General features: G+C 64.2%; 13 protein-coding genes. 4 read left to right on the forward strand and 9 right to left on the reverse strand.

All coding sequences use genetic code 11. The features are described from left to right. Positions 1-20: 20 nt before the first annotated feature. Together mutS and J3489_RS20470 are read left to right on the forward strand one after the other, a co-directional pair. Positions 21-2,693, forward strand: a complete 2,673-nt coding sequence (mutS, locus tag J3489_RS20465; RefSeq protein WP_207001056.1) for a DNA mismatch repair protein MutS — start codon at positions 21-23, stop codon at positions 2,691-2,693. Positions 2,694-2,700: 7 nt separating this feature from the next. Then, on the forward strand, positions 2,701-3,966 hold the full coding sequence (locus tag J3489_RS20470; RefSeq protein WP_207001057.1) for a hypothetical protein: 1,266 nt from the start codon (positions 2,701-2,703) through the stop codon (positions 3,964-3,966). Here the strand turns inward: J3489_RS20470 and J3489_RS20475 are convergent. Continuing rightward, positions 3,946-4,485, reverse strand: coding sequence for an FKBP-type peptidyl-prolyl cis-trans isomerase (locus tag J3489_RS20475; RefSeq protein ID WP_207001058.1), 540 nt, complete (start codon positions 4,483-4,485; stop codon positions 3,946-3,948). The genes J3489_RS20470 and J3489_RS20475 overlap by 21 nt on opposite strands. 32 nt (positions 4,486-4,517) lie before the next feature. On the opposite strand from J3489_RS20475, the gene J3489_RS20480 reads away from it, so the two are divergent. Both J3489_RS20480 and J3489_RS20485 read left to right on the forward strand, forming a co-directional pair. Further along, complete coding sequence (locus J3489_RS20480) at positions 4,518-5,753, forward strand: cupin domain-containing protein (protein WP_207001060.1); 1,236 nt, start codon at positions 4,518-4,520, stop codon at positions 5,751-5,753. Positions 5,754-5,979: 226 nt separating this feature from the next. After that, complete coding sequence (locus J3489_RS20485) at positions 5,980-6,240, forward strand: hypothetical protein (RefSeq protein WP_207001062.1); 261 nt, start codon at positions 5,980-5,982, stop codon at positions 6,238-6,240. An 84-nt stretch (positions 6,241-6,324) separates the two neighbouring features. Here J3489_RS20485 and J3489_RS20490 read toward each other — a convergent pair whose 3' ends face one another. From J3489_RS20490 to J3489_RS20525, 8 genes are all read right to left on the reverse strand, one after another. Continuing rightward, the gene (locus J3489_RS20490) at positions 6,325-7,098 is read right to left on the reverse strand and encodes an MBL fold metallo-hydrolase (protein WP_207001064.1); all 774 of its coding nucleotides are present in this window, start codon (positions 7,096-7,098) and stop codon (positions 6,325-6,327) included. A gap of 7 nt (positions 7,099-7,105) precedes the next feature. After that, entirely contained in the window at positions 7,106-8,245 is a 1,140-nt protein-coding gene (gene bamC / locus J3489_RS20495; RefSeq protein WP_207001066.1) for an NlpB/DapX family lipoprotein, read from the reverse strand. Between the two features lie 114 nt (positions 8,246-8,359). Further along, complete coding sequence (gene dapA / locus J3489_RS20500) at positions 8,360-9,289, reverse strand: 4-hydroxy-tetrahydrodipicolinate synthase (protein ID WP_207001067.1); 930 nt, start codon at positions 9,287-9,289, stop codon at positions 8,360-8,362. A gap of 42 nt (positions 9,290-9,331) precedes the next feature. Next, positions 9,332-9,949, reverse strand: coding sequence for a class I SAM-dependent methyltransferase (locus tag J3489_RS20505; RefSeq protein WP_207001068.1), 618 nt, complete (start codon positions 9,947-9,949; stop codon positions 9,332-9,334). Between the two features lie 26 nt (positions 9,950-9,975). Further along, entirely contained in the window at positions 9,976-11,178 is a 1,203-nt protein-coding gene (locus J3489_RS20510) for a tryptophan--tRNA ligase (protein ID WP_207001069.1), read from the reverse strand. Positions 11,179-11,182: 4 nt separating this feature from the next. Beyond that, positions 11,183-11,848 carry a site-2 protease family protein gene (locus tag J3489_RS20515; RefSeq protein ID WP_207001070.1) on the reverse strand — a complete coding sequence of 222 codons (666 nt, stop codon included), beginning with the start codon at positions 11,846-11,848 and terminating at the stop codon, positions 11,183-11,185. A 115-nt stretch (positions 11,849-11,963) separates the two neighbouring features. Continuing rightward, on the reverse strand, positions 11,964-12,596 hold the full coding sequence (locus tag J3489_RS20520; protein WP_207001071.1) for an L-threonylcarbamoyladenylate synthase: 633 nt from the start codon (positions 12,594-12,596) through the stop codon (positions 11,964-11,966). A gap of 93 nt (positions 12,597-12,689) precedes the next feature. Continuing rightward, entirely contained in the window at positions 12,690-13,520 is an 831-nt protein-coding gene (locus J3489_RS20525; RefSeq protein ID WP_207001073.1) for a 3',5'-nucleoside bisphosphate phosphatase, read from the reverse strand. Positions 13,521-13,603 lie beyond the last annotated feature (83 nt).

Raw genomic sequence — 13,603 nt, forward strand, 5'->3', positions numbered from 1 at the left:
AGCCAAAGCAAACAAACACGATGGGCAATCCAATTGAAGCGGCCGGCGCTGCCAGCGACGTAGCGCAGCACACGCCGATGATGCAGCAGTACCTTCGCATTAAAGCGGAGCATCCCGGCACGCTCGTCTTTTATCGAATGGGCGACTTCTATGAGCTCTTTTTCGACGACGCCGAAAAAGCCGCTCGCCTGCTCGACCTGACGCTCACGCAGCGCGGCGCGTCTGCAGGCAACCCGATCAAGATGGCGGGTGTGCCGCATCACGCGGTCGAGCAGTACCTCGCGAAGCTCGTGAAGCTCGGCGAATCGGTCGCGATCTGCGAGCAGATCGGCGACCCGGCAACGTCCAAGGGCCCGGTCGAACGCAAGGTCGTGCGCGTCGTCACGCCGGGCACGCTCACGGACGCCGCGCTGCTGTCCGACAAGAGCGACGTCTATCTGCTCGCGCTCTCTCCGGGCCACAACAAGCGCGGAGTCGTGACGAACGTGGGCCTTGCGTGGCTCAACCTCGCGAGCGGCGCGCTCCGCCTCGCAGAAGTCGCGCCCGACCAAGTCGGCGCCGCGCTCGAACGCATTCGCCCGGCCGAAATCCTCGTGTCCGACACGCCCGCAGGCTTCACGCCGGCCAGCGCGGCCGGCGCGCTGACGCGGGTGCCCGTGTGGCATTTCGACGTTGCATCGGGCACACAGCGCCTGTGCGACCAGCTGGGCGTTGCGGGACTCGACGGCTTCGGCGCGCAAACGCTGACGAGCGCGTGCGGCGCAGCGGGCGCCCTGCTGCTCTACGCGTCGGCAACGCAAGGCCAGCAATTGCGCCACGTGCGCAGCCTCAAGGTCGAGTACGAATCCGAATACATCGGCCTCGATCCGGCGACACGCCGCAATCTCGAATTGACGGAAACATTGCGCGGCACCGAATCGCCGACGTTGTACTCCCTCCTCGACACCTGCAGCACGGCGATGGGCAGCCGCTTGCTGCGTCACTGGCTGCATCATCCGCCGCGCGACGCGATGGTCGCCCAAACGCGACAGCAGGCGATCGGCGCGCTGCTCGATGCGCCCATCGACGCAAGTCTCGACGCGCTGCGCGGCGCGTTGCGTCAGATTGCGGATGTGGAGCGGATCACGGGGCGGCTTGCGCTGTTGTCGGCGCGTCCGCGCGACCTGTCGAGCCTGCGCGATACATTCGTGTCGCTGCCGGCGCTGCGCGCAAAACTGGCGCCCGTCGTCGCGAACGCCGCAGCCCTCGCGCGCGTCGACGCCGAGCTCGAGCCCCCGGCCGGCTGCGTCGAATTGTTGACTCGCGCAGTCGCCGCCGAACCGGCGGCCATGGTCCGCGACGGCGGCGTGATCGCCCGCGGCTACGATGCGGATCTCGACGCGTTGCGCGATATTTCGGAGAACTGCGGACAATTCCTGATCGACCTCGAAACGCGCGAACGCACCCGCACCGGGATCGCGAATTTGCGCGTCGAGTACAACAAGGTCCACGGGTTCTACATCGAAGTCACGCGCGGCCAGACCGACAAAGTGCCGGACGACTATCGCCGCCGCCAGACGCTCAAGAACGCCGAGCGCTATATCACGCCCGAGCTGAAGACCTTCGAGGATAAGGCGCTCTCCGCACAAGAGCGTGCGCTCGCCCGCGAACGCGCGCTCTTCGACGCGCTGCTGCAATCGCTGCTGCCGTTCATCGCCGATTGCCAGCGCGTCGCCACGGCGCTCGCCGAGCTCGACCTGCTCGCCGCGCTTGCCGAGCGGGCCCGCGCGCTCGATTGGGTCGCACCGGAATTCTCCGCGGAGGTCGGCATCGATATCGAGCAAGGTCGGCATCCGGTCGTCGAAGCGCAAGTCGAACAGTTCATCGCGAACGACTGCCGCCTCTCCACCGATCGCAAGCTGCTGTTGATCACCGGCCCCAATATGGGCGGCAAATCGACGTTCATGCGCCAGACCGCGTTGATCACGCTGCTGGCTTATGCCGGCAGCTACGTGCCCGCCCGGCGCGCGCGCTTCGGTCCGATCGACCGCATCTTCACGCGCATCGGCGCCGCCGACGACTTGGCGGGCGGCCGCTCGACGTTCATGGTCGAAATGACGGAAGCCGCGGCGATCCTGAACGACGCGACGCCGCAGAGTCTCGTGCTGATGGACGAAATCGGCCGCGGCACGTCGACATTCGACGGCCTCGCGCTCGCGTGGGCCATCGCGCGCCACCTGCTCTCGCACAACGCCTGCTACACCCTCTTTGCTACGCACTATTTCGAGTTGACCCAGCTGCCAACCGAATTCGCGCACGCGGCGAACGTTCACTTGTCCGCCGTCGAACACGGGCATGGGATCGTTTTCCTGCACGCCGTCAACGAAGGTCCCGCGAGCCAGAGCTACGGCTTGCAGGTCGCGCAGTTGGCCGGCGTGCCGTCGCCCGTGATTCGCGCCGCGCGCAAACACCTCGCGTATCTAGAACAACAATCGGTGGGGCACGCGACGCCGCAGCTCGATTTGTTCGCTGATCCCGTCTACTTGGAAGACGCGCCGGACGATACCGAGGATGGCCCGCCCGCAGCGCACCTGCACCCCGCACTCGAAAAGCTGCGTTCGATCGATCCGAACGATCTGAAACCGCGCGACGCGCTCGATCTGCTTTACGAACTGCACGATCTCGCAAGCGCCGCGCAGGATGCGCAACGCTAAGCGCCGCATGCGGGCCAAGGAACGGCACCGACGTCCCTCCCTGATGCACAGCGCGGCGGCGCTTGCCGTCGCGCTCGCGTGCTGCCTGACGCCGGTTCGGCAAGCAGACGCGGCCGTACCGCGCTACACGTTCGCCGTCGTCGGCAGCACGTTGCAAGACTCAGCCGACGAAGCGCCGACGCAGCGTCTTCTCGAAGCGATCGGGCTCGACAAGCAGATGTCGTTCATCGTCTATGACGGCAACCTAAAAAGCGCGTCAGAAGCGTGCCGCGACTCGCTCTACGAAGCGCGGCAGCAAGTGCTCGAAACGTCGCGGGCGCCGCTCTTCTTCATCCCGGGCGGGCACGACTGGGTTGCCTGCAGCCAGCCGCAGGCGGGGGGCTACGACGCAGTTGAACGGCTCGACTTTCTGCGGCAGACGCTGCTTTCCGATTCGACGTCGATGGGCCAAAACGCCCTTGCCCTCACCCGTGAAAGCGAAGTCGCACGCTTTCGCCCCTACCGCGAGAATGTCCGCTGGCAGATTGGCGATACGGTGTTCATCGGCCTGAACGTGCCCGGCGAAAACAACCACTACCTGAGCGCGGGCGGACGCAACGGAGAATTTGAAGATCGCGCGGTCGCGACCGCGTTCTGGCTAGAACATGCGGCCGAATATGCGAAGCGCCGTGACGCGCGCGCGGTAGTCGTTTTCATCCAGGGCGACCCCGATCTGAAGCAGTACGAACATCCGGAACGCTTCCCGTGGCTGCGGTTTGGCCGTGCGCGGCCGCGCGACGGCTATCTGGAGTTCAAGCGCAGCCTCGTGAAACTCGCGGAGACGTTTCGCGGACCGGTGCTGCTGGTCCATTACGACGACCGGCGCCTGGCGGGCGGCTTCCTGATCGACCAGCCGCTTCACAACGACAAGGGCGGACGCGTCATGAATCTGACACGCATCGCCATTGCACCTCGCGAACGTCTGACGCAATGGATTCAAATCGACGCGGATTTCGGCAAGCAGCCGCCGTTCAGGGTAAGCGTGAGGAATGCCCCGCGAAATCTACCGGCGCCTATCGCGCCGCAGACGGTGCCGAGCGAAGAGCCGGCCGTGCCGCCGGTGCCCGACGCGTCAGGATTGATGCCGGCGCTGCCGATGTCCGAGCCGCCGATCCTGCCAGACGATAATCAAAGCGCGCCGCCCATCTTGCCGGCGCCCGCTCATCCTTCGTCGCAGGCTTCGGCGCCTGAGAGCGCCGAGCCCGCAAGTTCGTCAGTGCAACGTGGGCCGTGAGTCGCCGGTCTCGTCGTCATCGTCTTCGTCGATGACTTCGAGGCCGTCCGCGCCGTGCGCATGCTCGTGTTCGATCTCGTCCTGGGTGGCTTCGCGCACTTCCTTGACGGTCAGCGCGAAACGCAGCGCCATGCCGGCGAGCGGATGGTTGCCGTCGAGCACGACTTTATCCTCGGCGACATCGGTGACGGTGTAGATCAGCGAATCGACATCCTCATCGCCCTCTTCCGGCGTGCCTTCGAACTGCATGCCGACTTCGAGCGGCTCGGGAAAACGGTTGCGCGGCTCGACCTTCACGAGATCCGGGTCGTACTCGCCGAAGGCGTCTTGCGGCTCGAGCTGGATCTGGGTCTGGAAACCGGGCTCGCGACCGTCGAGTTCTTCCTCGATCTTAGGGAACGTGCCATCATAGCCGCCGTGCAGATAGACCATCGGCTCGTCGCTTTCTTCAATCAGATTGCCCTGTGCATCCGACAGCTTGTAAGCGACCGATACGACGGTGTTCTTTGCGATTTTCATTCGATTCTCCAAAATACGTTTGCCATTATACGATGCCCAAGCGGCCCCTAGACCACCTGGCCGGCACCGCGTCGGCCACCGCCAAGACAACTGTTTCGCCCCCGCTTGCCGACGTGCCTACACCTTTGCTGGGCAATCTTACGCCGTCGCAATTCATGCGCCGGTACTGGCAGAAAAAGCCGCTGCTGATCCGCCAAGCCGTTCCCGGCATCGTGCCTCCGCTGGCACGCGACGAACTGTTCGAGTTGGCCGACAGCGACGACGTGGAATCCCGGCTGATCACCCATTTCCGCGGTGCCTGGCAACTCAAGCACGGGCCGTTCGCGCCGCACGATCTGCCGGCGGTGAAGCGTCGCGAATGGACACTCCTGGTCCAGGGCGTCAACCTGCACGACGATCGCGCACGCTCGCTGCTCGACCGCTTCCGCTTCGTTCCCGATGCCCGTCTCGACGATCTGATGATCTCTTATGCGACCGACGGGGGCGGCGTCGGTCCGCACTTCGACTCCTACGATGTTTTCCTGCTGCAAATTCATGGCAAACGGCGTTGGCGCATTGGCGCGCAAAAGGACCTGCCGTTAAAAGCGGGACTTCCGTTGAAAGTTTTACAGCATTTCGAGCCCGACGAAGAGTGGCTGCTCGAACCCGGCGACATGCTGTACCTGCCGCCGCACATCGCCCACGACGGCATTGCCGAAGGCGAATGCATGACATGCTCGATCGGCTTTCGGGCGCCGTCCGCAAACGAGCTGACCGGCCAGTTTCTCTACCATCTCGCCGAGCGCGGCGAGGCCATGAACGGATCGCTTCGGGACGAACGCTATCGCGATCCGCAACAACCGGCGGTGACGAACCCGGCGCAATTGCCGCAAGCGCTCGTCGATCGGGTTGGCGCGATCCTTGCACAGGTCAAATGGACCGAGCGAGACGTCGCGTCGTTTCTGGGCAGCTACCTGAGCGAGCCGAAAGCGAATGTGGTATTCGACGCACCGCGTCGCCCCTTGAACGAAGCCGCATTCATTCGCAACGCCTCCCGGTCGGGTATTCGACTCGATAGAAAAACTGTGTTGCTGTATGGAGCGCGTTCGTACTTCATCAATGGCGAAGAAGACCGGTTTTTGCGCGGTAAAAATTGGTTAGCAAAATTGGCTGATACGCGGCGCCTGGGGGCGAAACGCTTTGTAACACTCTCCGGCGATGGAGCGGTGACAGCATTGCTGCACGAATGGTATTGTGCGGGCTGGGTACAAGTGGGCGAATTCGCGTAAAGTAGCCTGCCTGTTGTTCCGAAACACAATATTTTGTATGAGAAAGACAACGTATTGACCCTGGTTTGTCGACGGTCGGTACGAAAGTGCATATAATTTCCGCCCAAGCCGTAGGGAAGATTCACGCTCTGAAGTGCATCCCACCATCGGCCCAGGTTGGTGTTGGAGCACATTACCGGTATTATTTCGCGCTGTTGCTTACCTTTAACCATAAAAGGACGTGATCATGAAGAAATCCCTCCTCGTAGCATCCATGCTGGCAGCTGTGGCCCTGGCCGCTTGCAACAAGAGCAGCGACCAATCGGCCGCCCCGGCCGCTAGCGACACGTCGGCTGCTTCGGCACCGGCAGCTGCTGCTTCGGATACGGGCGCTGCTTCGGGCGCTGCTGCTGCGAGCGACACCGGTGCCGCTGCTTCGGCTCCGGCTGCTGCTGCGTCGGACACGGGCGCTTCGGCTGCTGCTCCGGCTTCGGGCGCAAGCCAGTAAGCTGCCAGCTGGATGTGGCAAAGAAAAAACCGGCCTTCGGGCCGGTTTTTTCATGTCGACATAAGCAACGACAAGCGAAGTGAATCAAAGGCGTAGCCAGCCGAATCCGCCGCTCTGCGAAGCGACTCCCACCTCTGTAGCCGCCGCTCCCAGCACACGGGCCATTGCCGCCTGCGCGAGCTCCGGAAGGTTGTTCTGCTGACTCAGGTGCGCGGCCACTAGGTGCTTGAGGCGCGTGCGGTCGAGCGAAGCCAGGATGTCCGCTGCGGCGTCATTGTTAAGGTGTCCATGATTGCCGCCGATGCGCGCTTTCAACGATTGCGGGTAGCGGCTTTCAGCCAGCATCTTCGTGTCGTGATTGCATTCGAGCACGAGACCGTCACAGCCGCTCAGCACAGCGCTGATATGGGGTGTCGACGTGCCGACGTCGGTCAGCACGCCCAAACGGCACGCGCCATCCGAAAACACGAATTGCAACGGCTCCCGCGCATCGTGGGGCACCGTATAAGGCAGGACTTCGAGATCGCCGATGGCTGCTGCTTCATCGCCCCACAGCACGCGCAAATCGACATCGGCATCATCAGCCCCGACTGCTCGCGCGGTGCCCCAGCTCATGTAGAGCGGTAGCGACCACTTACGCGCGAGCGTAAGCGCACTGCCGATGTGATCGCTGTGCTCGTGTGTGATCAGAATGGCGTCGAGTTGCTCGACGCCCAAGTCGAGCCTGAGGAGGCGCCGCTCGACTTCCTTCGCGGAGAAACCGCAGTCGAGCATCACGCGAGTCGTCGTGGCTCCGTTAGAAGCCTCGACGACAAGCGCATTCCCCTCGCTGCCGCTGCCGAGGCTGGCGAAACGCACAGCGCGCTTAATTCAGTTGCGCGTGCAGCAGCGAAACGATTTTTTGCGCTTCAGACGACGTGTCGATTTGCCCGTTTGCATCGACCACCGCCACTTGCGTGACACCATCGCTCTTCGAACGCACGTTGATCAGGAATTCCTGACCCGGCTTCTGCGCGCTCGCGCCACCGTAGAACAGCTTACCGAAGAAGCCTTCACGCTTCAGTTCCTGCATCGAATCGGCGTAACGCACGTAGTAGAGGCCCTTTGCGCGATCGCGATTGTCGACGGTGAAGTTGGTGCGGTCGAGCGCAAGGCCGACACGCAGCCATGCGCTGTCAAACGGCTCGGACAGGTCCAGCGTCGTAGCGCCCGCGCTCATGTCGACTCGCGCCGTCGCCGTCGACGGACCCGCATCGGCCAGCAATTGCTTGGCCTGCGCGTCGGTCAAGCCGAACTTCTGCATCAGCTTGTCGAGGAACACCGCTTCGAGCACCGGGTCGCGCGGCCGCTCGACCCAGCGCGAGGACTCCTTCTCCTGCCCCGTCAGCACTTCTTCCATCGCGCTGTGCGAGATCGAAATATCGGTCGTACCGTTCGGCGCGCGCTCGACCAGCGTACGGAAGCTGTCCCGCGTGCCCGACGAGTACGCGAAATCGATCAGGTGGCCGATCGTGCGGCGGAACCAATCGTCGGGAATGTTCGCGCGGTTCTCGGCCCAGTCGGTCGTCATGATGCCGGTGGCCGGCGCATCGGTCTTCAGCGAAAAGCCGTTGTCTTTCCAGAAATCTTGCAGGAGCGGCCAAAGCTGATCGGGCGAGCGTCCGTCGACGACCAGCCAGCGGCGGTCGCCGTCGCGCTCCACATGCATCCCGTACGGATCTTGCGCGGTGGGCACGCCTTCGACGGTATTGCCGGCCGCCGTTTTCGAGAGGGTCGGCGCGCCGCCCAGCGCCGTGCCGACCGGCGGCGCGGTGAACTGCTGATTCATCGCGGTCGGGTTCAGGTCGCTCGGCACCGACAGCGGCGGCGCGGAACCCGTGGCCTTGTAATTGACGCGATCGGACGCGAACCAGTCGTTCAACGTATCGCAGCCGGCGAGCGTGAAAAGAGCAAGCGCCAGCGCCGCCATGCGGGTGGCGTTAATAGAGAAAGCGTAACGTTTCATGAGGTCCTTCGTGATGCTGGAACGCGTTGCCTGCAACGGGTGCCGGGTACGTGAGTCGAGGGTCGACGTCGGTTAAGGGAATGCCGGTTAGCGGCGCTCGACGGGCTGCAATCCTCAGCCCAAAATACCCGCTTCGCGCAATGCCGCGCGCACCACGTCGTGATAGCGCGCATCGAGCGGAGTCAGCGGCAAGCGGATGCCGCCCTGCATCTTGCCCATCTCCTGCAGGGCCCACTTGGCCGGAATAGGATTCGATTCGATAAAGAGGTTCTTGTGCAGCGAGAGCAGCTTCAGGTGAATCTCGCGGGCCGTCTTCGCGTCGGCAGCGAGCGCGGCCTTGCACAATTCACTCATCGCGCGCGGAGCGACGTTGGCGGTGACGGAAATGTTGCCGTGGCCGCCGAGGAGCATCAGCGCGATCGCGGTCGGATCGTCGCCGCTGTAGATGCCGAAACCGGCCGGCGCCGACTTGATCAGATGCGCGGCGCGATCGATATTGCCCGTCGCTTCCTTCACGCCGACGATGCCCGGCACAAGGGCCAGGCGCAGGATGGTCTCGTTCGACATATCGGCGACGGTGCGGCCCGGCACGTTGTACAGGATGACGGGTAGATCGACCGCTTCGGCGATCGTCTTGAAGTGGCGGTAGATCCCTTCTTGCGTAGGCTTGTTGTAATACGGCACGACTTGCAGCGTGGCATCGGCGCCGACGGCCTTCGCGCGCTCGGTCAGCTCGATCGCCTCGGTGGTGGAGTTGCCGCCCGCGCCGGCGATCACCGGAATGCGCCCTGCCGTGTGATCGACCGCCGTCTTGACCATCAGGATGTGCTCTTCGACCGAGAGCGTCGCCGATTCTCCGCTCGTGCCGACCACCACGAGCGCGTTGGTGCCTTCCTCGATGTGCCAGTCGATCAGCTTGCGGAACGCCGGCAGGTCGAGGCTGCCGTCTTCAAGCATTGGGGTCACGATGGCGGGAATGCTGCCGCGGATTCGAACGCTGTCCTGGGTGCCGCCTTGAATGCCGCTCTGGTTGCCGTAAGTCATGAAATGCTTTGAATTTAATCGGTAAACCGCGATTGTAGCGGATTAGCTGGCCAAATCGTAACGCGGGGGAACCACTGCCCCCTTCGCTTCGATTACCGGCGATTCCACCTCCCGAACCGCGCAAATCCGCTGAACGAACGCGGCGCGCGGGGTTGCCAGAAATCCATCTTGAAAAGCGACGACGCGCAGGTGCGGCCGCACGGCGTCCAGCAGCTCGCCGGGAGCGAGCAGGAACGCCGGGTTCGACGGCTTGCCGACCGTCTCGTTGCCGGCGGCGAAGGTCTCATAGATCAACACGCCACCCGGCGCCAGGGCGTCGATCAGCCTGGGAAACAAGGGCCGGTGCAGATAATTCGTCACGATCACAGCGGCGAACCGCGAATCGGCGGGCAGCGGCCAGCGACTGCCGTCCTCGAGATCGGCGGTGACGGTTTCGACGCCCGCCATGCCGGCCATCGCCGCAAGCGCGGCGGCATCGCGATCGAGCGCCGTCACCCGATGTCCGCGGGCAGCGAACCAGCGCGAATGGCGCCCGCTGCCTGCCGCGACGTCCAACACCGTGCCGCCCGCCGCGACGAGGTGGGACCAGCGCTTCACCCAGCGCGAGGGCTCGAGCGCGCCGCCGGGCGGCTCGACAGCCAGAACCGTGGATTCGCTCATCGCTCGCCGCTGCCGGCAACGCAGGATCAGTTGTACGAGAGGCCCATGGCCTCGCGCACTTCGCGCATCGTCTCCGTCGCGAACTTGCGGGCCTTGTCGCAGCCGTCGGCGACGATCGCACGCAAGAGCGACGGGTCGTCCATGTACTTCTGCGCGCGCTCGAGCATCGGCTGCTGCTCGCGCAGAATGCCCTCGATCACCGGCTGCTTGCATTCGAGGCAACCGATGCCGGCCGAGCGGCAACCCTTTTGCACCCACTGGTGCGTCGCTTCGTCGGTATAGACCTGATGCAACTGCCACACCGGGCATTTGTCCGGATCGCCCGGATCGCTGCGACGCACGCGCGCCGGGTCGGTCGGCATCGTGCGAACCTTCTTCGCGATCGTTTCCGCGTCCTCGCGCAGCCCGATCGTGTTGCCGTAAGACTTCGACATCTTCTGACCGTCGAGGCCCGGCATGCGCGACGCTTCGGTCAAGAGCACCTGCGGCTCGACGAGGATGATCTTGCGAGCGCCTTCGAGGTAGCCGAACAGACGCTCGCGGTCGCTCATCGACAGGCTCTGCGACTCCTGCAGCATCGCCCTCGCCTGCTCGAGCGCTTCGTCGTCGCCTTCCTGCTGATAGGCGACGCGCAGCTCGTGGTAGAGCTTCGCACGCTTGCCGCCGAGCTTCTTCGCGGCTTCGAGCGCCTTCTCCTCGAAGCCCGGCTCGCGGCCGTACAGATAGTTGAAGCGGCGCGCGATTTCGCGCGTCATCTCCACGTGCGGCACCTGGTCCTCGCCGACCGGCACGAGCGACGCGCGGTACAGCAGGATGTCGGCGGCCATCAGCACCGGGTAGCCGAGAAAGCCATAGGTCGACAGATCCTTGTCCTTGAGCTTCTCGATCTGCTCCTTGTAGGTCGGCACACGTTCGAGCCAGCCGAGCGGCGCGCTCATCCCGAGCAGCAGCGACAGCTCGGCATGCTCCTGCACCTTGCTCTGGATGAAGAGCGTGGCCTGCGAAGGATCGATGCCCGAAGCGAGCCAGTCGATCAAGACTTCCCAGACGTTCTTCTCGATGACTTCGGGCGTTTCGTAGTGGGTCGTCAGCGCGTGCCAGTCGACCACGCAGAAAAAGCACGGATATTCGGATTGCAGCCGAACCCAGTTTTTCAGCACGCCGTGATAGTGGCCGAGGTGCAGCGACCCGGTGGGCCGCATGCCGGAGAAAATACGGTCTGGGAACATGGTTTTAGTTAAGGAGCGAAACGAATGGAGTCAGGATGGCGCGCACGGCATCGTAACCGAGACCGACGAGCGGGCTCAGCCAGAACTTCGTCAGGACGCCCGTCATGACGAGCGCCATCACGATGAAAAAACCATACGGTTCGAGACGCGCGAGCGCGATCGCCAGACGCGGCGGCAACAGCGCGACCAGCACCCGGCCGCCGTCGAGCGGCGGCAGCGGAAAGAGGTTCAGAAAGCCGAGCACCAGGTTCACGCCGATGCCCGCCTGCGCCATGCGCGTGAAAAAAGGCTCATCGATCGACAAGAGCGCCAGCGCAACGCCGATCACGGCCCATAGGAACGCCTGCACGAAATTGCAGCCGGGGCCGGCGAGCGCGACCCAGAGGCTCCCCCAGCGCGGATTGCGCAGGTTGCGGAAGGCGACGGGCACCGGCTTCGCGTAACCGAACATCAGCGCGCCGCCGGTCGCGAAGTAAAGTATGAGCGGAATCGCGATCGTGCCGAGCGGGTCGATATGGCGCATCGGATTGAACGACACGCGCCCCATCATGTAGGCGGTGTTGTCGCCGAGGAGGCGCGCCGCATAGCCGTGCGCTGCCTCGTGCAGCGTGATGGCGAAGATCACGGGCAGCGCGTAGACCGCGATTGTCTGTATCAAAGAAGAATCCATAGCGCGTTATTGTATCAAGCGGGTGACAGGCGGCCGCCCGCTTTCGTCGATCTTCCGAAAGGATGGGCGCAACGCCCGTCCCAGTCATAGCGTGAGTACTCCGCACGCGCCTTCCTCACGCCGCCGCAAGCCCGAACGGCTCGAGCCGGCCGCGTCCGGCGCGCACGAGCACGGGCTCGTCGCCCGTCAGGTCGATCACCGACGACGGCTCGCGCGGGCACGCCCCGCCGTCGATCACGAGGTCGAGCTGCTTTTCGAGGCGCGAGCGGATTTCTTCGGGGTCGTTGAGCGGGTCGGTGTCCGGCGGGAGAATCAGCGTCGTTGCGATCAGCGGCTCGCCGAGCGCTTCGAGCAGCGCGAGCGTGATCGCGTGGTCGGGCACGCGCAAGCCGATCGTCCGGCGCTGCGGATGCGACAAGCGCCTCGGCACCTCTTTGGTCGCTTGCAGAATGAACACGTAAGGCCCGGGCGTGACCGATTTGATGAGCCGGAACTGGAGGTTGTCGACCATCGCGAAGTTCGCAAGCTCGGACAGGTCGCGCACGATGAGCGACAGGTGCTGCTTCTCATCGAGCCCGCGGATGCGGCGCAGGCGCGCGACCGCTTCCTTGTCGTCGAGCCGGCAGGCGAGCGCGTAGCTCGAATCGGTGGGCAGCGCGACCACGCCGCCTTCCTTGATGATCTGGACCGCCTGCGCTATCAGGCGCGGCTGCGGATTGTCGGGGTGAATCCGAAAGTATTGAGACATGAGGAACGAGTCGGGATCGTGAGGCGGAAGGCGCGCTTCTCGCGCACCTTCCGGGCACACCGCCGCGCACGACGCGCGGCAGCCGGGCGAGCGCTACAGCCAGCGCTCCCAGACAGGCTTGAGATCGGACGGCAGCGGCGGCAAGCTGCCCAATTCGGTACGGCTTTCGCCCGGCGCATGAAAATCCGAGCCGCGCGACGCCTCGAAACCAAAGCGGCGCGCTACGTCCGCGTATTCGCGGTACTGATCCGGCGTGTGGCTGCCCGTCACGACCTCGATCGCCTTGCCGCCCAGGTCGATGAATTCGGCGAAGAACGCGTCGAATTCCACCGGCGTGTACTGATAGCGGCCGGGATGCGCGATGACGGCCTCGCCGCCCGCAGCCTTGATCCAGGCGAGCGCGTCGGACAGCCTGGCCCAGCGGTGCGGCACATAACCGGGCTTGCCATCGCCGAGAAAGCGGTCGAAGACGTCGGCCGTCGACGCAGCAAGGCCCTTCTCGACCAGAAACCGCGCGAAGTGCGTGCGCGAGATCAGATCGGGATTCGATACGTATCGCAGCGCGCCTTCATATGCGCCGGCGATGCCGAGTTCACCGAGCGCGTCGCCGATCGCCTTGGCGCGCGCGGCGCGGCCATGGCGCGTTGCATAAAGGCCGTCGACGAGCGTCGCGCACTCCGTATCGACATTGAGCCCGACGATATGCACCGTGCGTGACGCCCAAGTGACCGAAATTTCGACGCCGCACAAGTAACGCATGCCGAGTTCTTGCGCGGTGCGGCGCGCTTCGGCCTGCCCGCCGACTTCGTCGTGATCGGTCAGCGCCCACAACGTGACGCCCCCGGCATGCGCGCGGCGAGCGACGTCCGCGGGCGCGAACAGACCGTCGGAAACGTTCGAATGGCAGTGCAGGTCGGCGTTCATCGTCAGTTGATTTGGGTAGCCTCTTCATTCTACTGCAATGCGGCATGCGAACCAGGGGTCAATTCGCTGCGCCGGCAGGCGGC

Origin of the sequence: Trinickia mobilis, from assembly GCF_017315705.1 — a bacterium.
GTDB classification, from domain to species: Bacteria; Pseudomonadota; Gammaproteobacteria; order Burkholderiales; family Burkholderiaceae; genus Trinickia_A; species Trinickia_A mobilis.